Consider the following 20,220-nt stretch of genomic DNA (forward strand, 5'->3'; position numbering starts at 1 on the left):
TAAGCGGGTCACCACAAAGGTCAGCGCTCGAAACGAGCTGAGCATAAAGTTCACCGCGCCGCGCGACGACTACGCCCCAGATGGCGGTCTGAGCAGCTTCGCAACGTCAGCTGTGGACATCATATTGATGTCGCTCGGCAGTACGTCGCCTCGTTGCGCTTCGTCCGGGACCTTGACAATGAAACACCCCGCCTCGGCATCGTGCGTAGCTCAGTAGGCCACGCGGACGATGCTGGACGCGATCTGTAGAGGGAAACGTCATGATCCACAATCCACGTGCCGCGGTCTTCCTTGGTGGGACCGCACTCAGTCTTGTTTGCAGCCTGGGTTACGCAGAGGAGACGGTAAAAGCCACGCTCCTCAAAGACAACACGATCCAGCTTGACGCCAGTCACGTCAAAGCAGGCTCAGTCACGTTCGAGGTAAGCAACGCACCTGATACGGGTCTGATGCATGAGCTGGTCGTGCTAAAAACGGACATGGCCGACGATAAGCTGCCCGTTAAAAACGGACAAGTGCGAGAAAGTCAGTTCAAGAAGATGGGAGAAGTGGAGGACATATCACCGGGCAAGAGCAGGCACATAACGCTCAAGTTGCCTCCCGGCCGTTATGTACTGATCTGCAACCAAACGGGCCACTACTCAATGGGCATGCATACGTCGTTGGTCGTCACACCTTGACCTTGCTGGGTCGGCTCCGGTGCAAATCGGAGAAGCCGCTTGGTTAAGCGGAGACCCTTGCACGGCAGCGTCTTTAGAGGGCGAGGACGCTGCCACGACCGGGGGCATGTCGGCAAGCGTGAGACTTGCGACGCCTGCGGCGGCGGACACGAGGAAGCGGCAGCGCGCCAGATCTTGTGACACGATTTTGTCTTTGAGTTCGAGTGCGCCTGACAAGGCTTGGTTAGTGTTCTTCAATGCCGACGCATGATCTCACTGCCAAGCCAGCCGACAAGGAACGCCCGGCGCATTGTCGGGTGACGTGGCGCGGCCAGATGTTGGATGCCGCTTTACTACCCCCTCGATGCCACCGGGCCGCGCAAGGCCGCCTGCGACGGCGGCACGGGCGAAGCTCAGCGCTCCGCGAAAGCCAGCAGCGGTTTGGCGTCGTGTGCGGCGCTCTCCGCGGCCGTGAAGGCTTCGAGTGCGCGATCGACGTGGTAGCGGCGCGCTGCCGGCGGCTTCAAGGTGCCCTCGGCCATGCGATCGAGCAGGCTGCGCAGCGCCTTGCTGCCTTCACTCACCCCCTTGCGTGCGAGCCACGAGAAGATCAGCCAGCCGCGCACCTCGGTACTCGAGTAGATAAGCGCCGGGGCGAAAATCGGCATCTCGAAGGCCGCCGGGTCTGTCTGACGGTGCGACGACAAAGCTCCATAGACGAGCAGGCATCCGTTCGGGGCCAACTGACGCGCAAGCGTAGCGCCCGTGCGGCCGGCGACGCAGTCAATCGCGTTCACGATGCCGTTGCCGCCAGTGGCCTTCTTCAGTTGCTCGGGCCAGCTTTCGTCCGCGGTGCATAGCACGACGTCACCGCCAAGCGCCTGAATCTCGGCGACCTGCTCTTCACGGCGTACGAGGTTGATGGTGCGGAACCCCTCAGCTTTCGCGATCTGCAGCACGAGGCGACCGACCGTCGAACCGGCCGCGCTCTGGACAAGCCAGTCACCGCGTCCGAGCCGGTGCTCGCACATCGTCATTGCCCATGCCGTCATCGGGTTGATGAGAGCCTGTGCGGCGTCCTCGTCGGAGATCGCCGCCGGTACAGGTATCGCCCGTTCAGCCGGACTGATGACCTGTTCTCTCCAGGTTCCGGGCACGTTCAGTAGAACGACGCGTTCTCCGATCCGCGTGCGCGGCACGTCGCTGCCCACGGCGTCGATGATTCCGACGCCCTCGGACCCGGGCGAAGCGGGCAGTTCGGGCTGACGCTGAGGGGCGAAGCGTCCACGGATGACGTGCAGGTCGGACGGGTGCACGGGCGCCAGCAGCACCCTCACGCGGACTTCAGCTGGCCCGGGCGTGGGCTCGGGCAAATCACGCCAGTGGACTACCTCTGACGGCTCGCCGTTGTGTTCGATGATCAGGGCCTTCATGTGCTTTCTCCTTCGCTCGAGTTGCGGTGTGAATCGTGCCCCCGCAGGCGCGACGTGTTGCCAACGCCGCGAACTCTCGCATAGTCGGACTTCGATCAACGTCGAGGGGCATTCCGCGCGCGTGGCATTAGCGGCCACGCTGTCGGCGCGCGGCTGACCCATTCAACCTTCGCTCGGATCAAATGGCGACGCCCGGTTTTCAAGCTTCCATTTCTTCTCAGCTTCCGTATCAGGCCGAGGGGGTCGAATGCCGTCGATCAACCACAGTTCTCGCGGCGTTTCGCCGACATGCAACTCGTAGTGGTAGCCTCGATCCTGGACAAATGGCGCAATCGCAGCGTTCGCCTTGCGGAGCCAAGACGCCGTCCACTCGACGTCCTTCGAGATGTGTCTGGCAAATTGATCTAATCTGATTCTGACAAAGTCGTCTCGCGGCTCACCCCCCATGAAGAAGGAGTCTTTCGGCTGTTCATGAAACAGAACACCTACGTAGAAGCGAGGAATGATGTAAATGTCGGCGATTCGCTTGGCCATCTCCTGCTTGTCATCTGCCGTGTAGGCGCCGACTGGATGATAGATATTCCACAATGGCATTTTTGTCTCCATGCATCAATAGATGCCGCGTTTCTTATGTCAGCACATCTAAGTCTCTTGCAAGAAACGATGAACTTGACATTAGTGAGGCGGCTGTGTCGGTAGCCCAGGGATAGGCTACCGGTTAAAACCAATGCTCTTCACAACGCAGCGTTCTTTGGGAAGGCGATCCTGCTGCCCATCAGCTTCCTTCACGACCAAGGCCAGATTCACAACCATCAATTGCGGCTCTTCGGACAGATGCGCGCAGTCACATCGTCGTTCCAACACCGACGGCCTCGCCCGTGAACTGCACCGATGATGGGTACCTGGCACGCGCTCAACCCCGTTCTATTGGCGACGGGGAAGGCCGAGTATGCTGCGAGCCTCGTTCGGCGTTGCCACATCTGCGCCGATGCTTTTAATGATACTGACCGCGCGTTTAACCAGTGCCGCGTTGCCTGGCGCCAGCTCCCCCTTGGCAAGATAAAGATTGTCCTCCAGTCCTACGCGGACATGCCCACCAAGAATCACGCTTTGCGCCACGATCGGAAATTGGGCGCGGGAGATGCCGAACGCCGACCAACGGGCGTTCTCGGGCAGACAGCGCTTCATCTCAAGAAGGCTCTCGGTGTCGGCGGACGCTCCCCATGGCACGCCAAGACACAACTGGAACAGCGGAGCGTGCAGAATCCCCTGCGTTTCGATCAGGTGGCGCGCCAAACGCACGTGCCCGAGATCAAATACCTCGATTTCCGGCTTCACGCCTGCTTCCTCAATCAACGTTGCCATCTTGATCAGATGGTCGGGCACGTTGACGAATGCGCGATTGCCGAAGTTCATGGTCGCTACGTCCAGAGTGCAGATTTCCGGACGCAACTCGAGCACATGCCGGACGCGGGCCTCAGGCGTCATCATCGTACTCAATTCACTTCCCCGGTTCGGGTCTTCGTCGCTGGGGACAAAACGTGCACCCGGGCCCGTCGTCAGATTGATCAATATCGGGCACCCGCTATCGCGGATACGCGAAACGACTTCTCTGTAAAGCGACAGCTCAGTGCTTGGAACGCCGGTCTTGGGGTCACGAACATGAATGTGAGCGATGCTCGCACCGGCTTCACATGCGGCAATGGCCTCATTGGCGATTTGCTCGGGCGTAACGGGCACTGCAGGGTTTAGCCGCGGGGTATCGTCGCCTCCAGTGAGTGCGCAACTGATAATCGTCTTGTTCATCATAGTGTTCGGTCAAAGGGAAAGAGCAATGAGGCGCCACAATCGCGCGCTTCGCCATGGGAGCAGCGTCAGGCACCCCGTTCAGGCGGCCCGCGCGGGGCCGAACGGAGCCGCCCCGACGGGGGCAACCCTGATCAGCTTCTTGTTGACGAACTCGTCGAAGCCCAGCTCAGAAAGCTCCCGGCCAAAACCTGAACGCTTGACGCCACCGAACGGCAGTTCCGCTGCCGTGCCGAACGGCTGATTGACGAACACCATGCCGCTGTCGATCTGCGCGGCGACCTGCTCGCCGCGTTCGGTATCCGCGGTGAACACCGACGCGCCGAGACCGAATGGCGTGCCATTGGCGAGCGCAATCGCGGCGGCTTCGTCCTCGACGACGTGGAAAGCGGCGACCGGGCCGAACAGTTCTTCGGCGAAGACCGGATTTTGCGGCGTGATGTCGGTCAGAACAGTCGGTTGCAAGTAGAAGCCCGGGCGCTCGACGCGCTTGCCGCCACACACTATGCGCGCGCCGTGCGAAGTCGCGCGATCGATCTGCTCAAGCAGCAGATTCAGCGCGCGCTCGGACGAGACCGGGGCGACGGCGGTCGCCGGATCGGCCGGATCGCCGGTCTCGAGCGCTGCCATCCGCTTCGCGAAGCCTTCAAGGAATGCGTCGCCGCGTGCCTCGCCGACCACGATGATGCGCTTGGAACTGACGCATAGTTGACCCGAATTGAACATGCGGCCCACGACCGCGCTTTGGATCGCCCAGTCTAGCGGCGCATCCTCGAGTACGATGAACGGATCGCTGCCGCCCAGTTCGAGTACGACTTTCTTCAGATTGCGGCCGGCACGCTCGGCGACGGCGGCGCCGGCGCGCTCGCTGCCCGTCAGCGTCACACCCTGGACGCGCGGATCGTCGATCACGCGCCCGGCCTGCTCGATCGAGATGAACAGATTCGTATATACGCCTTCGGGCGCACCCGCTTCCTCGAACAGCCGCGCGAAAGCCAATGCCGATTGCGGCACGTTTTCAGCGTGCTTGAGCAGCAAGACGTTGCCCACCATCAGTTGAGGCCCGGCGACGCGCGCAATCTGGTAATACGGTAAATTCCACGGCTCGATGCCGAGCAGCACGCCAATCGGCTCGATGTGCACGGCCGCGCCGGGCGCTTCTGCGAGCGGGCGGGGCTGGAGATAGGCTGGCGCGCGCTTTGCGTAGTAATCGAGGATGGTAGCCGCCGATTCGACTTCCTTGAGCGCTTCGCCGCTGCGTTTGCCCATTTCCAGCGTCAGATAACCGGCGTATTCGACAGCCTTTTCCCGCAAAAGCGCCGCCGCGCGCGACACAATGCGTGCCCGGTCGCTGACCTGACGGCGGCGCCAGTCGGTTTCAAAAGCGCGATGCGCGGCAGCGAGCTTCGCTTCGAGCAGCTGGTCGGATATGTCGTCGTAGGTGGCGAGCAGTTCGCCGGTAGCAGGATTGATAGTCGTGTACGGCATGAGGTTCTCCGCGAAAAGGTTGGCATCGGGTCATCGCATGGCTTTATGTTATCATCGTTAACTCGTCCACTGCACACAGTTTTGAGACCAGGAATAACCCTCATGGAACCTTATGTTAACGGTGTTACTATAGTCAGGTATTTTTTCAACTGAGGAAGCGAAATGACCAAAGGATATTGGGTGGCAGCGTATCGAGCGATTCATGACGCGAACAAGCTCGCGGCATACGGCGTCCTTGCGACAGCGGTGGTAAAAGCGGCCGGCGGAAAGTTTCTGGTGCGAGGCGGCGAAGTCGTTGCGTTCGAAGCGGGTCTGAAGGATCGGACCGTCGTGGTCGAATTCCCGAGTTTCGAGCAGGCTCTTGCCGCCTATCAGAGCGAGGCCTATCAGCAGGCGTTGGCCGTACTGGGAGATGGTGCCGAAAGGGACGCGCGCGTCGTCGCAGGCGTCGGCGACTGAGATGCTCACTGGAGGCTACAGAGGCCGAGCGCACTGTATGGCAGCGCGGGCGCTGTTCACTCTGGAGCCGCCAGCATTCCATCAATGTGGCTTCCTTCCAGGATCTGCGGGAGAGAGAGGAACGTCGAGGCAATCAAGCCCCGCCTTTCCCGCTCAGTTTGATCTTCGGATGGATGCCTGCTTGAACTTCTCCTGATCGCCACCTTCCAGGCCGAACTTGACGGGGGCAAACGTGCGTTGAGCCGATCATGACGCTGCTGTTTCATTCGTTATGCTATCGATTTCGCATTTTGGACTGCGCTGCAACGTTCGAATAGTCGAGTCCCGCCCCACGCGTTACTTATTGAGAGGCCCGATCTGCGCAGTGGCCAGGGGAAAACGTGACTATCAACACGTCATCCTAATGTTAAGCTTGTTAACATTAAAGTCGAAAGAAGCACTTGAACCCGACAAAATGGAGCAAAACGATGGACGAAGCAATTGTTCTGAAAGACCTCAAAGGTCACGTGACGGTTCTTACGATGAACCGTCGCCCACATAACCTGATGGGCCCGACACTGTATCGCGCGTTACTCGATGAGTTCGATGAGGCGGTGAAACGCGGCTCGCGCGCGATCCTGCTGCGCAGCGGTCTGCGGCACTTCTCGGCCGGTGCCGAAGTGTCGCTTTTCCCGGATCGCATTGCCAGGCAAGGCCAGGGGCTGATGGATCCGCTTGAGGTGCTTCGCGGCTTCGAAGCACTCCCGATCCCGATCGTTGTCGCGGTGAACGGTACGTGCCTTGGCGGCGGCTTCGAAGTGGCGCTTGCCTGCGACTTCAGCGTGGTCGCCGAGTCGGCCAGGATCGGCTCAGTCGAGGTCGCGCTCGGTCTGCATCCGCTGCTCGGCGGCATCCAGCGTCAGGTGATGCGGGCCGGCCCGGCGCGTGCAAAAGAACTCGCGATGCTCGGCCGCCGTTACGACGCGGCGACGCTCGAACGCTGGGGCTTGATCAATCTCGTTGTGCCCGACGACAAACTCGATGAAGTCGCGCTGTCCGTTGCGCAGGAACTGGCGGCCGGCCCGACCATTGCGCATGCCGCGACCAAGCATCTCGTGCGGGTCGCGGTCAACGAGGGTGTCGCTGCCGCCGACGAAGCGATGTTCGAACTGCAAAAGCCGATCTGGGCGTCGCAAGATCTCAAGCGTGGACTGGAGGCCTTCGATACCGCCGGCCCGGGCACCGCCACTTTCGAAGGGAATTGACATGGCCGGACCACTCGAAGGACTCAAGGTCGTCGATTTTTCTCGGGTGCTGGCCGGCCCGCTGTGCGCCCGGACGCTGGCCGATCTCGGTGCCGACGTAATCAAGATCGAGCCGCCGCGGCCCGATGTCTCGCGTGCTGCGTTCCCGAATCGTGATGGCATGTCGGGCTACTACGCGCAGCAGAATAGCGGCAAGCGCAACATCAGTATCGATCTGAACGTGCCGCGCGCACGCGAGCTTGTGCTACGACTGTGCGACGAGGCGGACATCATCGTCGAGAATTTTCGGGCCGGCACGCTCAAGGGGTTCGGACTCGACTATGACACGCTCGCGAGGCGCAATCCAAAGCTGATCTATGTGTCGATCACCGGCTACGGCCAGCGCGGCCCCTGGGCGTCGCGCATGGCTTACGCGCCGACCGTGCAGGCCGAAGCGGGCTTTACGCACAACACGCTGCGCCATTTCGACAGCGCAGGCGACGGTCGCAAGTGGACCGACCCGCTGTCGCACGCGGATGTCTATGCGGGTCTGCAGGCGACCATCGCGGTGCTCGCGGCGGTGCGCAAACGTGAAGTAACCGGACGCGGCCAATACATCGACGTCGCGATGGCTGCCGTGATGCTGTCGATCAACGAGCGCGCTCACCTTGATCTCGCGGGTGTCGATACGGGCGCCGAGCCGGGCATCCTCGGTGCCTCAGACGGCCCGCATTTCGTTGGCCCCGGCGGCGAAGAGTTCGTGGCAGCGCAAAGCATCGTCGGCAGCAACACGTTTCCGAACTACTTGCGCGCCATGCGCCGTATGGACCTTGCGCAGGATCCGCGCTTCAGGACCGCTGAGCGTCGCCTGCAGAACTACGAAGCGCTGCATGCCATGATCCAGACGTGGATGCTGTCGTTTCGCGATCTCAGGACGCTCGATGCGCAGCTCGACGAGGCCAAGATCGCGATAGGCCAGATCCGTACGCTGAAGGAACTGGCTGATACCGATTGGGCGAAGCAGTGGGGTGCGGTGCACGAGATCCCGGATCGCCGCGGCGGCTCGTATCTCATTCACGGCTATCCGTGGCGCTTTTCCGATGACGAGCTTGGAATGCGCAGTGCGCCGGCTTTTCGCGGCGAGGACAACGAGCAGGTGTTCCGCAGCACGGGCATGTCGGAAAGCGAGATTCGCGAGGCGATTGACGCGGGCATTCTGGTCGGTGGCCTGCCCGCTTCGGTGAAGTCCGAAGCGCAGCGACCGTCTTTGGCGGTCGTGGACATGGCCGAAACCAGGGAACCGTAACCGGCCGGTAAGACGCGGCGCGCGGCCGCTCATCGAGATTCATGCGGTTGCCGCAGGCAGGCGAACGAGATGAGCGACGCGCGATCCTGGCCGACCCGCCTCGATTTATAATAGAAGGCGTCACTTTATACTTCGAAAACGCCTTGAGCCCTAAGTCACCCACCGTCAAAAGCGCCGACTATCACCACGGCAATCTGCGCAATGCGCTCATTGAAGCGGGGCGCAACGCGCTCATGGAGGTATCGGCGCAAGATTTGAGCCTGCGGTACCTCGCGCGCATGGTGGGCGTATCAGAAGCCGCGCCCTCGCGGCATTTTGCGGGCATCGACGAACTGCTGGCCACGATCGCGGCAAGCGGTTATCGTGACCTCGCTGCGTTGCGCGTTGCGATCCGTGACAGCGAGGAAACGGCGCTTGCCAAAGCGTACCGGATGATGCGGGTGTATGTTGAGTTCGCGCAGCGCCACAATGGGCTGTTCGGTCTGATGATCGGGCCTCGCATCGTGGCGCATCAAGCGTATCCGGAACTCATCGAGGAAAGTAACAGATCTTTTGGGTTGTTTTGCGAGACGATCGAGGCGCTGGCTATCGAGAGTGGATGGGCCCACTCCGATCTCAAGCTCGTGACTCATGCCGCGTGGAGTATGGAGCATGGTCTTGCCACGCTGATCCTGTCGAACCGCGCGCCACGCGCAGACACCAAAGTGGCGATACCAAAGTTGATCGACTTCGTCGTGATGACGCTACTTAGCGCCATCACGGCGGGTCCGGATCATCTTCAGAGCGTGATCCAGCAATGCGCGGCATTACAGAAGCCAATGGCTGCGAGCACAGCTCGAAAGCGCGCCAAAGCGTAGAACGTGTACGAAATCCTGATCAATGAGCGTTGCGGCGGGGTTCGTGATCATGCTGTGAAGCGAACCTTGAGTTCGAGACGATGTTGTGGGGAGTAAGCGACGCTGGGTACGATGGCGGCGGACGTTTACAGCAGAATATCGGTCGCGCTTTTTCAACAACATCGGCCCGAGATGCGACCTCTGCGACCTGAGGCAGGCGGCCAGACGTGGTGGGTCTCTGGAAAGGCATAGTGTCCAGGTAGGTATCAATCACGATGTTCATCGGCCGTCGCCCGATAGGGAGGCTTGCATGCTGGAAATCGCGCAATTCATCGCCACGCTGGGTTGTACCGTTTTTTCCGGGGCGGCGATCTACATCAGTCTCGTCGAACATCCAGCCCGGATGCAATGCGACACCAGGACCGCTGCGACGGTCTGGGCGCCGAGCTACCGGCGGGCGACGATAATGCAGGCGCCGTTGGCCGTTTTGAGTTGCATTGCCGGTATTGCGGCGTGGTGGCTTGGGGGAGCCGCAATATGGCTAGTTGGTGCTCTGCTCATAGGCAGCGTCGTACCGTTCACCTTGATCATCATTAAGCCCACTAACGCGCAGCTATTAACGCAAGGGCGTGATCTCGCATCGGCTGAAACGCGGGCGTCACTCGAGAAGTGGGGCCGACTTCATGCAGTTCGCAGCGTGTCGAGCCTTGCCGCCTCACTGATCTTTCTGACGACCGCATTGATCCGGCACGCGTGAGCCGCAAGCGTCGCGAACCGCCCGAGCCGCATGAGCCGAACGCACTTCTCGAGAGTCCGCAAAGCGCGCTATCCACCGTCCTGATACTTCGGCAAGTCGTCGCTCAACGAGAGGCCGGGAAACATGCTCGCGCACCACACGTGCCATGACGGGCGGACCCTTGTGGGGTCGTCGAGAGTCGCGTAGTTGATTTCGACCGTTTGCGGCGCTGCCGACTCGCGATACTCGAGTTGCGTACCGCAATGACCGCAGAAGCGCCGTTCGCCCCATGTGCTCGACTTATACACCCGCGGCTCCCCCCGGACGTACTCGAACTCGCCGATCGGCACCGATGCGGATGCGGTCACCGCGGCGCCGGTGGTCTTCTGGCACAAGCGACAGTGGCAGAAGCCGGCGTCGGCCGGAACAGCCGTGGCTTGATAACGGATAGCGCCGCATGCGCAACCGCCTTCCAATACGTCATCTGTCTTCATCCTTGTCCCCGCATGTACTGTCGCGAACGTCTTCAAGGATACGACGCAAGCGCGGGTCGTGCAGGCGTATGAGTGATGCAGCCATGTTGGCGGCCCGCAGCTTCATTCGGACGTCGCGACTTTCGCCGCACGCGTGGCGGGCCGGCGATCGGTCATCCGTCGTTATCCGGGCCGGTTCCAATCATGGCGCAACGACTCGCGACCGTTCGTCAGCGAGCCAGCAGGCGACGCTCATTCATGTCGACGATTCACGCGCCGCCTCTACTCGAAGCAGCACTGCCGCCTTTCAGCTACGAGCCATCGCCTTTCCGACGTGTTCGGCGAACGCTTTCACCTTGGCCGAATGCCGGCGCTCCAGAGGACTCACCAGATGGATCGGGATGGGGATCGTTTCCCAGTCCGGCAACATCCGCAGCACTTCGCCACTGGCCAGTTCGTCATCGAACAGCCAGGTCGGCGAATATCCGATACCCATACCCGCGAGGACCGACGCCCGCATGACCTCACTGCTGTTGGTTTGCAGATTGCCTTGAACCCGCACGATGCGCGTGGTGCCCACCGGGTCCGCCGCGCCGGGGCCTGCCGTAAAACTCCACGCGTTGCGCATTGCCAGTTCGGTGTAGACGATACAGTTGTGATCGACCAGGTCCTCAGGAACGCGCGGCGCCTTCTTTCCTTTGGGCAGTGAGCGCACGTAGTTGCGATGCGCGATCAGCATGCGATAGGCCGTTCCCACGCGGCGCGCGATCAGACTGCTGTCCGGCAGATCGCCGATACGCACCGCGACGTCGATGCCTTGTTCGACGAGATCGACAAAACCGTCGCTCAGGCGCAGGTCGATCTTCACGGCGGGATGTTCTGCCAGAAACGACTGAACCAATGGAAACAGCTGGAGGCGCCCGAAGCCGACTGAAGCCGCGACCCGCAACCAGCCCGTCAGTTGCCGCTCGCCACGCCGCAACGCGCCTTCGGCCTCCGCAATCTCCGCGACGAGGCGCCGCGCCTGTTCGAAATAGTGCTCACCTTCTTCCGTCAGTGCGAGTGAACGGGTCGTGCGCGTCAACAATCTTGCGCCCAGTTCACGCTCCAGCGCCGCGACCTGTTTGCTCACCGCGCTTTGTGTCGTGTCGGCCTCGTGCGCGACCGCCGAGAAGCTGCCCGCTTCCACCACGCGCACGAAAGTCTTCATTGCCTGCAGTTTGTCCATTTGCTCGATTTATTCCTGAGAGGAATTTGTTATATGAGCATACACCGTCTATATCGCCAGTCTGGAATCAGTCAAAGTGCAGTCGTCGCAAACGCGATTCCAACCTGAAGGAGCACTGACATGAACTCACCCGTCGTTCTTATCACTGGCGCGCTAACCGGCATTGGCCGCGCTACCGCTCTTGCCTTCGCTCGCGAAGGAAACCGCGTGGTCGTCAGCGGCCGTCGCGAGGAGGCCGGCCAGGCGCTTGCCGCCGAACTGCGCGCACTCGGCGCCGAAGCAGAATTCCTGCGTGCCGATGTGCGTTTCGAGGCAGAAGTGCGCAGCGTCGTGGAGCAGACCGTCGAGCGTTTCGGGCGCATCGACGTGGCGGTCAACAACGCCGGCACCGAAGGTCAACTGGCCCCGATCGTCGAGCAGACCGCGACCAACTACGAAGACACGTTTTCAGTCAACGTGCTCGGCACGCTGCTGTCGCTCAAGCACGAGATGCGCGTCATGCTGGCGCAGGGCGCGGGCTCGATCATCAACCTCTCGTCGATCGCGGGCCAGGTCGGCATTGCGGGCGCGTCGGTCTACGCGGCCAGCAAGCATGCGGTGGAAGGCCTCACGAAGAGCGCGGCGCTCGAAGGCGCTGCCGCAGGCGTGCGCGTCAACGCCGTGGCGCCCGGTCCCGTCGCCACCGAAATGCTCGACCGCTTTGCCGGCGGCAGCGAAGAGGGCAAGGCAGCTTTTCTGTCGACGATACCGGCGCGACGCGCCGCGACTCCGGACGAGATCGCCCAGACCATCGTGTTCCTTGCGAGCGACAAGGCGCGCTATCTCACCGGACAGAACATCGCAGTCGACGGCGCCTACACGGCGCAGTAACACAGGGATGTTCCCACACCCTTTATCCATTGCTTCATCTTTTTACCAAGGAGTCTCACCATGACCACGATCAACGTGCCGACGCGCGACGACGTTTCCCCGGCTAACCAGGCCATCTTCGACAAGCTCAAGAGCAGTCTCGGCACGGTGCCTAATCTGTACGCGACACTGGCCCATTCGGAGCATGCGCTCGGCAACTACCTCGCATTCCAGAACGCAAAGAGTAGCATCACCGGCAAGGCGCGCGAGATCGTGAACCTCGTCGTGAGCCAGGTCAACGGCTGCGAATACTGTCTGGCGGCCCACACCGTGATCGGCAAGATGAGCGGCTTCAGCGACGAACAGATTCTCGAAATCCGCGCTGGCAACGCAAGTTTCGACGCGAAGTTCGACGCGCTCGCGCGGTTGGTGAAGAACATCGCGGTCAACCGCGGGCACGCCGATCAGGCGCTCGTCGATGCGTTCCTGGCTGCGGGCTGGACCAAAGCCAATCTGGTCGACGCGATCGTCGTGATCGGCGACAAGACCGTCACCAACTATCTGCACGCAACGACGCGCGTACCGGTGGACTTCCCCGCCGCCCCGCAACTCCCTGCGTGATGGTTGCAGCCGGGCAAAGCGCGGCGCCTACGCGATGCCCGCATGGCCCGGCTGACTGAAGTTGTCCCGAATCGGAGGATGTGATGTCTCAAGCTGAACATTTCGACACCGTTATTCTTGGCAGCGGCCAGGGTGGCAAGCTGCTGGCGTGGCACCTGGCGCGATCGGGCCAGCGCGTGGCCGTCGTCGAGCGTCAATGGGTGGGCGGATCGTGCCCGGCCGTTGCGTGTCTTCCCAGCAAGAACGAAATCTGGAGCGCACGCGTTGCGCATCTCGCGCAACGCGCCGGGGAGTTCGGCACGATCACCGGGCCCGTCACGATCGATATGGCGAAGGTCCGCGAGCGCAAGCGCGGCATGATCGAACGTGAAGTTGCGTTTCACCTGCAGGCGTATGCATCGAGCGGCGCCGAGCTGATCATGGGCACGGGGCGTTTCGTCGCGCCGAAAACGATCGAAGTGCAACTGAACAATGGCGAAACGCGCACGCTGAGCGGCGACCAGGTTGTCGTCAATGTCGGATCGCACGCGGCTATTCCGGATGCGCCGGGTTTGCGCGAGGCGCAACCGCTCACGCATATCGGCGCACTGGACCTCGACTACGCACCGGCTCATCTGATCGTGCTCGGCGGCGGCTATACCGGTATCGAAATGGCTCAGGCATATCGGCGCTTCGGCAGCGAGGTGACCATCGTCGAACACGGGCAGCAACTGATGGGACGTGAAGACGCCGACGTTGCCGAAGAGATGTCGCGTGTTCTGAGCGGCGAAGGAATCGACATCCTGCTCGGCGCAGAGATGCTCAGGGTGGAGGGCCAGTCCGGCAAACACGTTAGCGTCACCGTGCGCACGGCCGCCGGTGAGCAGACGATCGAAGGCAGCGACCTTCTCGTCGCGGTGGGTCGCATTCCAAATACCGCCGGTATCGGACTGGACAAAGCCGGTGTTGCACTGGACGAACGTGGCTACATTCGCGTCAATGACCGCCTGCAAACGAGCGCACCCGGTGTGTGGGCGATCGGTGAAGTGGCGGGCAGCCCTCAATTCACGCACGTTTCCGTCGACGATTTCCGCATCGTCCGGGATAACCTGGCGGGCGGCCATCGCAGCACGCGTGATCGTCTTGTGCCGTACACGATGTTCAGCGAGCCGCCGCTTGCGCACGTCGGCCTTAGCGAACGCGAAGCGCAGAAGCAGGGCATCGCCGTGCGCGTCGCGAAGCTACCGATGAGCAACGTGTTGCGCACCGAAGCCACCGGCGAGACGCAAGGCTTCATGAAAGTGCTCGTGTCCGCCACTGACGACCGTATTGTCGGCTTCACGATGATCGGGGCGGAGGCTGGCGAGGTGATGGCCGCGATGCAGACGGCGATGCTCGCGGAACTGCCCTATCCGAAGTTGCGCGATGCGGTGATCACTCACCTGACTTACGCGGAAGGCTTCGGTCCGTTGTTGGCGAACGTGCCGCCGCGAGCGGCGGCGCAATGAACCTGCCACAAGTGCCACGAGGGCATCGGCGATTCGCCGGTGCCCGCGCCACCGGGACCGTCGCCATCTGGTAGCCGCGTTTGCGCAGTTCGCACACGCGAGCCCGCGGATCAATGATGTCGAGAAAGCGCGTTGGCTCGACCGTTGTGACGCTGCCGAAAACAGACAGTGCCTGCGGCAGGCGCCTATAGCAGCTCCAGCGCGAGCGCGATGCCCTGCCCGCCGCCGATGCACAGTGTGACGATGCCCCGCTTCAGGCCATCACGGCGCATCGAATGGACGAGACGCGTGGTCAGAACTGCGCCCGTTGCGCCGATCGGATGACCGTGCGCGATCGCCCCGCCTTCAACGTTGATGATGTCGTGCGCGAGCCCGAGCTGCTTCGCAACAGCGAGCGGCACAGCAGCGAATGCCTCGTTGATCTCCACACGCTCGACGTCCGTGAGCTTCCAGCCTGCTCGCTCCAACGCGATATGCACGGCCGGCACAGGGCCGAGGCCGAACATGCCTGGCTCGACAGCAGCGATGCCGAACGCTGCAAGACGCGCGAATGGTTCGATATCGTTGGCCTCCGCATAGCCTCGCTCGACAACGAGCATCGCCGCTGCGCCGCTGTTAAGGCCCGGCGCATTGCCCGCCGTGATCGTGCCATCCGGACGGAACGCGGGACGCAACTTCGCCAGCGTTTCGACCGTCGTTTCCGGACGCGGCTGCTCGTCGCGCGCAAACTGTACGGCGCCCTTGCGTCCTTCGATCGTGACGGCGACCAGTTCGGCATCGAAGGCACCGCGTTCCTGTGCAGCGGCGAAACGCTGCTGCGAACGCGCAGCCCACTCATCCTGCGCGCGGCGCGTCAGGTCGGCCTTCGTCACCAGATCTTCCGTATGCCAGCCCGAGTGTTCGTTCGAGAACGCATCAACAAGACCGTCGCGCAGCATGCTGTCATGCACTTGCGCATTGCCCATGCGGCTGCCCCAACGCGCAGTATCAAGCAGATACGGCGCGCGTTCCATGCTCTCCATTCCGCCTGCAATAGCCACGTCGCCATAGCCGAGCGCGATTTCCTGCGCTGCCGAGACAATTGCCTGCGCGCCCGATCCGCAAACGCGGTTCACCGTCAGCGCCGGCACCGACACGGGGACGCCGCCGCCGATGGCGGCCTGTCGCGCCGGGTTCATCCTGTTGCCGGCCTGGACGACGTTGCCCATCACCACCGACGACAGCGCTCCCGGATCCAGCGCGGCGCGCCGCAGCGTTTCTCGAACGACGACCGCACCGAGCGCCGTCGCGGGAACGTCCTTCAACGATCCGCCGAACGCGCCGATCGGCGTGCGAATGGGATGGGCAATTACAACATCGCGTGCATTCATCGCTATTCCTTTGGTTGAGGTACGTCTGGGCTGCATCTTTGTACGTGCATATGCACATCTGTAAGTCGAATTGACCGGTTGCGCGTCGGTAGTGACGACGGGAAACGGGTTTCGACGATGTCAGATTAAACAGTTCGGCGGGCACCAGAGAGGTGCGCCCATCGTGCTCCGACGGCTCGCCGAACACCAGACCATCGTGCTGCAGCGGCCTGAAGGCAGGCACGCGCAGTGCGCTCCATCACTATCGCTTCGGCAAATTCCATCACCGACCGCCCGCCTTGCGCGCAAGCTTCACGACGATTGTGAGCGGGTCCGCCATCAGCCGCACCCGACCGGTATGGCGCTCGTAAACATGCGCGACATACCAGCCCCGCCTGCCGCAGCGCGAAGCGGCTGCAATAGTCGTGAATTACAGCGTTTTCATTTGCATAGCTTACATGTGCATATACACGTTGTCAAATCGCCTCGCGGCTGCATATTTGAAATTCAGTGTTGTTGGAAGCGCTAACTATCCAATACGACGAACACTGGTCGGCTTCAATTCCAGCCAGAGCAGTGCCGCCCGCACTGTCACGCTTTTCCCTGAAAGCTGTTTGTGGCAGACGACAATGACGAGACTCCCTGCGAGCGAATCGCGCTTTATCCACGATTCGTGTTCAATGTCTCCACGCTGGCGGGGCTAATCTTTGTGGCCGCGTAAGGCATGCTTTCGTTCATCGGTCGTGCGTCAATCAGGGCGCGCGCAAGGTAACGGAGAACGAGACATGAGCAAGACATACAAAATCGCAGCCATTGCCGGCGACGGCATCGGTCAGGAAGTGATGCCCGAGGGCGTGCGTGTGGTGGAAGCGGCGGCCGCGAAGTTCGGCCTGTCGGTAGAGTTCACGCACTTCGACTGGGCAAGCTGCGACTACTACCTGCAGCACGGCAAGATGATGCCCGACGACTGGTTCTCCACGCTCAAGGGCTTCGATGCCATTTACTTCGGCGCGGTGGGTTGGCCCGACAAAGTGCCCGACCATATCTCGCTGTGGGGCTCGCTGCTCAAGTTCCGCCGCGAATTCGACCAGTACGTGAATCTACGCCCGGTGCGCCTGCTGCCCGGCGTCCCGTGTCCGCTCGCCAACCGCAAGCCCGGCGACATCGACTTCTTCGTGGTTCGAGAGAACACCGAAGGCGAATACAGTTCGGTAGGCGGCAAGATGTTCGAAGGCACGGAACGCGAGTTCGTGCTGCAGGAGTCGGTCTTCACGCGTCATGGCGTGGACCGCATCCTCAAGTACGCGTTCGAACTCGCGAACCAGCGCGGCCGCAAAAAGCTCACGGCCGCCACCAAATCGAACGGCATCTCGATCAGCATGCCGTACTGGGACGAACGCGTGGCCGCGATGGCCGAGACCTACCCCGATGTGACATGGGACAAGCAGCACATCGACATTCTGTGCGCGCGATTCGTCCTGCAACCGGATCGCTTCGATGTGGTGGTAGCGTCGAATCTGTTTGGCGACATTCTTTCCGATCTCGGTCCGGCCTGCACAGGCACGATCGGTCTTGCAGCGTCGGCGAATCTGAATCCGGAGCGCAAATTCCCGTCGCTGTTCGAGCCCGTTCACGGCTCTGCGCCCGATATCTTCGGCAAGCAGATCGCGAACCCGGTCGCAATGATCTGGTCGGGCGCGATGATGCTCGATTTCCTCGGCAACGGCGATGCGCAGTTCAAGGCCGCGCACGACGCGATCATGCAGGCGATCGAGAAGGTGCTGGTGGAGGGCCCGCGCACACCCGACATGGGCGGCACGGCGAACACGACGGCGGTGGGCAAGGCGGTCGCCGCCGCGCTCTGAGCCGCGTCACACAGTAGCGCGTGCGACACGAAAGCGCCGCCCTATGTCATCGCCGCGCCCGCGCTGTTATCGGCGGCGTGCGGCGCGGCCGCCGCCATATCGGCGGGGTGCGCCGCGCGGCACAACGCCGTGAGCCATACGTCGTCGCCGTGCGGCGACACGCGCGCGCGGCCCTGCTCGACCACCAGCCGCCACGTATCGTCCGGCAGCGAAGCTCGATAGAGCACGCGATAATCCGCGCGACGCGCGAGTGCGTCGTTGACGGCTGCTTCGCGCGCCGCGCGGTCGTCCGGATGGATGTGATCCGACAGCTCAACATAATGACGCGGTGCCTCGGCTGGCTCGACGCCGAAAAGCCGGCACCATTCGTCGGAGACGATCAGCGTATCCTGACCGCGCAGCCAGCGCCATGCGCCGAATCCCGCAATGCGCGCGGCGTCGTTGAGCAATTGCAGCCGCTGTTGCAGGGCGCGTTCAGCTTCCTTGCGCGCGCTGATATCGATAGTGGTCCCCACCACGCGCACGGGCCGGCCCGCGTCGTCGAGCAAGGTGGCCACGCGCGATTCGATCCAGCGAATGGTTCCATCGGGCAAGATGATCCGGAAGTCCCACACCCGCGGCGCCTGGCTCGCGACGAGGTCCTTCATGGCGTCCTCATTCAACCAGATCGAGTCCTCGGGATGCAGGATCTCCCAGAACTCTTCGTTGCTGTGGATTTCGCGCCCATAGAGCTTGGCGCAATTGCTCGAATAGATGAGCTCGTCGGCGACCAGATTCCACTCCCACGTCACGATGCCCGCCAATTCCTGCGCATGCTTCATGCGTGCTTCATTCGACATGATCTCGGCCGTGTAGCGGCGGCGCAGGTCGGTCATGGGCAGCTCGGTGGCGCCCACGATGCCGAGGTCCTTCACGGCTTCGTCGCCGTAGCGCAGCCAGACCCAGTTCACGTCGAGGAACGCCGCGAGGCGGCGCAAGTTCGAGTAGTCGATTTCGCCGCCGCGCGTCCACTTGTGCACGGCGGGGCGCGAAATGCCGACTGCGTCGGCGATTTGCTGCAGACTCAGCTTCTTGTGCTCGAGCAGCACTTTCAGACGAAACGCGAACGTATCCTCGGACATCCATTTCCCTTTATGACGGTCGCGCGGTCAAACGAAAAGGGCGGCTACGCGCCGGGCCGCAGAACGGGCCGGGCCTATGCCGCCGGTGCTGGATGGGGCGCGCGGCCAGGACACTTCGTTCGCCCGCAGTTCTGCCGCCAGTTTAACGGATCTGGCGCCGCGCTCCAGGTGCCCCCGCCGCCGCAGGTCACCTAGAGGTCGATAACAAGGCGCGGCGTGCGCGAGCGTGACACGCACAGCAGGATGGTCTTTTGAGCCGCCTTTTCTTCGTCGTCGAGATACTGGTCGCGATGGTCGGCTTCGCCTTCGAGAATCGGCACTTCACAGGTGCCGCATACGCCCTCGCGACACAGCGACTCCACGGTCACGCCCGCTCGTTCGATGGCTTTGAGGATCGTTTCGTCTTCGGCCACTTCGAGCTCGAGGCCCGACTTCGCGAGAACCACGGTGAATGCCTTGCCGCCGGTCTCGGTGGCCGCGAACTGCTCCGCGTGCAGTTGCGACTTCGGCCAGCCGAGCAGTGCCGCGTTCGCATGAACGGCATCGTTGAGTCCCGCCGGGCCGCAAACGTAGACGTGCGCATCGGCGGGCAGGCTCTTGAAAAGCTTGAGCAGGTCAAGACGCTGGCCTTCGCTATCGACATAGCAATGAACGTTGGCCGCATGCGGACCGGACTTCAGTTCTTCGACGAACGCACCGTGCTCGGGACTACGGTACGCGTAGTGCAATTCGAGTTCGAGCGCGGCGCCGGCATCGGCATCGGCATCGGCATCGGGACGATGCTCTGCCAGTTGCGCGAGAAACGGCGTGATGCCGATGCCGCCCGCGATAAACACATGCCGCCTGGCATTGCGCGCGAGTTCGAAAAGGTTCGCGGGCGAGCCGATGGCCAGTTGCGTACCTGCCGCGACCTTGTCGTGCATGAAGGCCGAGCCGCCGCGCGAGGCCTCTTCGCGACGCACGGCGATCTGATACTGGCGCGTTTCGCGCGGCGAACTGAGCAGCGAGTAAGCGTTGTGGTGCCACTGACCGCCGTCCTGCATCGAGACGAGCACGTGGGCGCCGCCGCTGAACGGCGGCAGCGGCGCGCCATCGGGCAGCGCGAGCGTGAAGCGTTTGATGAGCGGAGTGAGTTGCTCGACGGCGACGACGTCGACAGTGATCGATTCGCGGGCGTTCATAATGCCTTCCTTTTCCGCAGGCCGCGCAGCGCGCGGCGCGTTTTTGCTTCGTGATGGGCTCGGAGTTGCCTCGCGGGCCGGATGATCCTTGATTCAAAAA

20 protein-coding genes are annotated in these 20,220 nt (G+C 62.2%); 10 read left to right on the plus strand and 10 right to left on the minus strand.

The genetic code is table 11. From position 1 onward, the window contains the following. The first annotated feature begins 260 nt into the window (after window positions 1-260). The gene (locus FVF58_RS15515) at window positions 261-680 is read left to right on the plus strand and encodes a plastocyanin/azurin family copper-binding protein (RefSeq protein ID WP_149670781.1); all 420 of its coding nucleotides are present in this window, start codon (window positions 261-263) and stop codon (window positions 678-680) included. A gap of 392 nt (window positions 681-1,072) precedes the next feature. On the opposite strand, the gene FVF58_RS15520 is transcribed toward FVF58_RS15515, so the two are convergent. The 4 genes from FVF58_RS15520 to FVF58_RS15535 all read right to left on the minus strand — a co-directional run bounded on the left by FVF58_RS15520 (window position 1,073) and on the right by FVF58_RS15535 (window position 5,386). After that, entirely contained in the window at window positions 1,073-2,092 is a 1,020-nt protein-coding gene (locus tag FVF58_RS15520) for a zinc-dependent alcohol dehydrogenase family protein (protein WP_149670782.1), read from the minus strand. Between the two features lie 162 nt (window positions 2,093-2,254). Next, a complete protein-coding gene (locus FVF58_RS15525) occupies window positions 2,255-2,686 on the minus strand; it encodes a tautomerase family protein (protein WP_149670783.1) in 432 nt (143 codons plus the stop codon). 330 nt (window positions 2,687-3,016) lie between these two features. Continuing rightward, window positions 3,017-3,901 carry a beta-keto acid cleavage family enzyme gene (locus tag FVF58_RS15530; protein ID WP_149670784.1) on the minus strand — a complete coding sequence of 295 codons (885 nt, stop codon included), beginning with the start codon at window positions 3,899-3,901 and terminating at the stop codon, window positions 3,017-3,019. 78 nt (window positions 3,902-3,979) lie between these two features. Further along, window positions 3,980-5,386: an NAD-dependent succinate-semialdehyde dehydrogenase gene (locus FVF58_RS15535; RefSeq protein ID WP_149670785.1), complete on the minus strand. Its 1,407-nt coding sequence runs from the start codon at window positions 5,384-5,386 to the stop codon at window positions 3,980-3,982. 162 nt (window positions 5,387-5,548) lie between these two features. On the opposite strand from FVF58_RS15535, the gene FVF58_RS15540 reads away from it, so the two are divergent. The 5 genes from FVF58_RS15540 to FVF58_RS15560 all read left to right on the plus strand — a co-directional run bounded on the left by FVF58_RS15540 (window position 5,549) and on the right by FVF58_RS15560 (window position 9,967). Beyond that, complete coding sequence (locus tag FVF58_RS15540; protein WP_149670786.1) at window positions 5,549-5,845, plus strand: DUF1330 domain-containing protein; 297 nt, start codon at window positions 5,549-5,551, stop codon at window positions 5,843-5,845. A 467-nt stretch (window positions 5,846-6,312) separates the two neighbouring features. After that, the gene (locus FVF58_RS15545) at window positions 6,313-7,089 is read left to right on the plus strand and encodes an enoyl-CoA hydratase/isomerase family protein (protein ID WP_149670787.1); all 777 of its coding nucleotides are present in this window, start codon (window positions 6,313-6,315) and stop codon (window positions 7,087-7,089) included. Between the two features lies 1 nt (window position 7,090). After that, complete coding sequence (locus FVF58_RS15550; RefSeq protein WP_149670788.1) at window positions 7,091-8,374, plus strand: CaiB/BaiF CoA transferase family protein; 1,284 nt, start codon at window positions 7,091-7,093, stop codon at window positions 8,372-8,374. Between the two features lie 41 nt (window positions 8,375-8,415). Further along, on the plus strand, window positions 8,416-9,231 hold the full coding sequence (locus FVF58_RS15555; RefSeq protein WP_246217068.1) for a TetR/AcrR family transcriptional regulator: 816 nt from the start codon (window positions 8,416-8,418) through the stop codon (window positions 9,229-9,231). 289 nt (window positions 9,232-9,520) lie between these two features. Next, a complete protein-coding gene (locus FVF58_RS15560; RefSeq protein WP_149670789.1) occupies window positions 9,521-9,967 on the plus strand; it encodes an anthrone oxygenase family protein in 447 nt (148 codons plus the stop codon). Window positions 9,968-10,035: 68 nt separating this feature from the next. On the opposite strand, the gene FVF58_RS15565 is transcribed toward FVF58_RS15560, so the two are convergent. Together FVF58_RS15565 and FVF58_RS15570 are read right to left on the minus strand one after the other, a co-directional pair. Continuing rightward, window positions 10,036-10,440 carry a GFA family protein gene (locus FVF58_RS15565; RefSeq protein WP_149670790.1) on the minus strand — a complete coding sequence of 135 codons (405 nt, stop codon included), beginning with the start codon at window positions 10,438-10,440 and terminating at the stop codon, window positions 10,036-10,038. A 286-nt stretch (window positions 10,441-10,726) separates the two neighbouring features. After that, a complete protein-coding gene (locus FVF58_RS15570; RefSeq protein ID WP_149670791.1) occupies window positions 10,727-11,647 on the minus strand; it encodes a LysR family transcriptional regulator in 921 nt (306 codons plus the stop codon). A 120-nt stretch (window positions 11,648-11,767) separates the two neighbouring features. Between FVF58_RS15570 and FVF58_RS15575 the strand changes: the two genes are divergently transcribed. The 3 genes from FVF58_RS15575 (at window position 11,768) to FVF58_RS15585 (ending at window position 14,604) form a co-directional block, all read left to right on the plus strand. Beyond that, entirely contained in the window at window positions 11,768-12,517 is a 750-nt protein-coding gene (locus FVF58_RS15575; protein ID WP_149670792.1) for an SDR family NAD(P)-dependent oxidoreductase, read from the plus strand. A gap of 60 nt (window positions 12,518-12,577) precedes the next feature. Next, a complete protein-coding gene (locus tag FVF58_RS15580) occupies window positions 12,578-13,117 on the plus strand; it encodes a carboxymuconolactone decarboxylase family protein (protein WP_149670793.1) in 540 nt (179 codons plus the stop codon). A gap of 83 nt (window positions 13,118-13,200) precedes the next feature. Then, window positions 13,201-14,604 (plus strand): mercuric reductase, encoded by a 1,404-nt coding sequence (locus tag FVF58_RS15585; protein WP_149670794.1) that lies wholly within the window; start codon window positions 13,201-13,203, stop codon window positions 14,602-14,604. On the opposite strand, the gene FVF58_RS15590 is transcribed toward FVF58_RS15585, so the two are convergent. Next, window positions 14,531-14,785 (minus strand): helix-turn-helix domain-containing protein, encoded by a 255-nt coding sequence (locus FVF58_RS15590; protein WP_149670928.1) that lies wholly within the window; start codon window positions 14,783-14,785, stop codon window positions 14,531-14,533. The genes FVF58_RS15585 and FVF58_RS15590 overlap by 74 nt on opposite strands. A 4-nt stretch (window positions 14,786-14,789) precedes the next feature. Further along, window positions 14,790-15,974: a thiolase family protein gene (locus FVF58_RS15595; protein WP_149670795.1), complete on the minus strand. Its 1,185-nt coding sequence runs from the start codon at window positions 15,972-15,974 to the stop codon at window positions 14,790-14,792. A 764-nt stretch (window positions 15,975-16,738) separates the two neighbouring features. Between FVF58_RS15595 and FVF58_RS15600 the strand changes: the two genes are divergently transcribed. After that, the gene (locus FVF58_RS15600) at window positions 16,739-17,818 is read left to right on the plus strand and encodes a tartrate dehydrogenase (RefSeq protein ID WP_149670796.1); all 1,080 of its coding nucleotides are present in this window, start codon (window positions 16,739-16,741) and stop codon (window positions 17,816-17,818) included. 41 nt (window positions 17,819-17,859) lie between these two features. On the opposite strand, the gene FVF58_RS15610 is transcribed toward FVF58_RS15600, so the two are convergent. Further along, window positions 17,860-18,939: a helix-turn-helix domain-containing protein gene (locus FVF58_RS15610; RefSeq protein WP_149670797.1), complete on the minus strand. Its 1,080-nt coding sequence runs from the start codon at window positions 18,937-18,939 to the stop codon at window positions 17,860-17,862. Window positions 18,940-19,130: 191 nt separating this feature from the next. Beyond that, entirely contained in the window at window positions 19,131-20,120 is a 990-nt protein-coding gene (locus FVF58_RS15615) for a PDR/VanB family oxidoreductase (RefSeq protein WP_149670798.1), read from the minus strand. Between the last annotated feature and the right edge of the window lie 100 nt (window positions 20,121-20,220).

The sequence above is a fragment of the Paraburkholderia panacisoli genome (assembly GCF_008369935.1).
GTDB lineage: Bacteria > Pseudomonadota > Gammaproteobacteria > Burkholderiales > Burkholderiaceae > Paraburkholderia > Paraburkholderia panacisoli.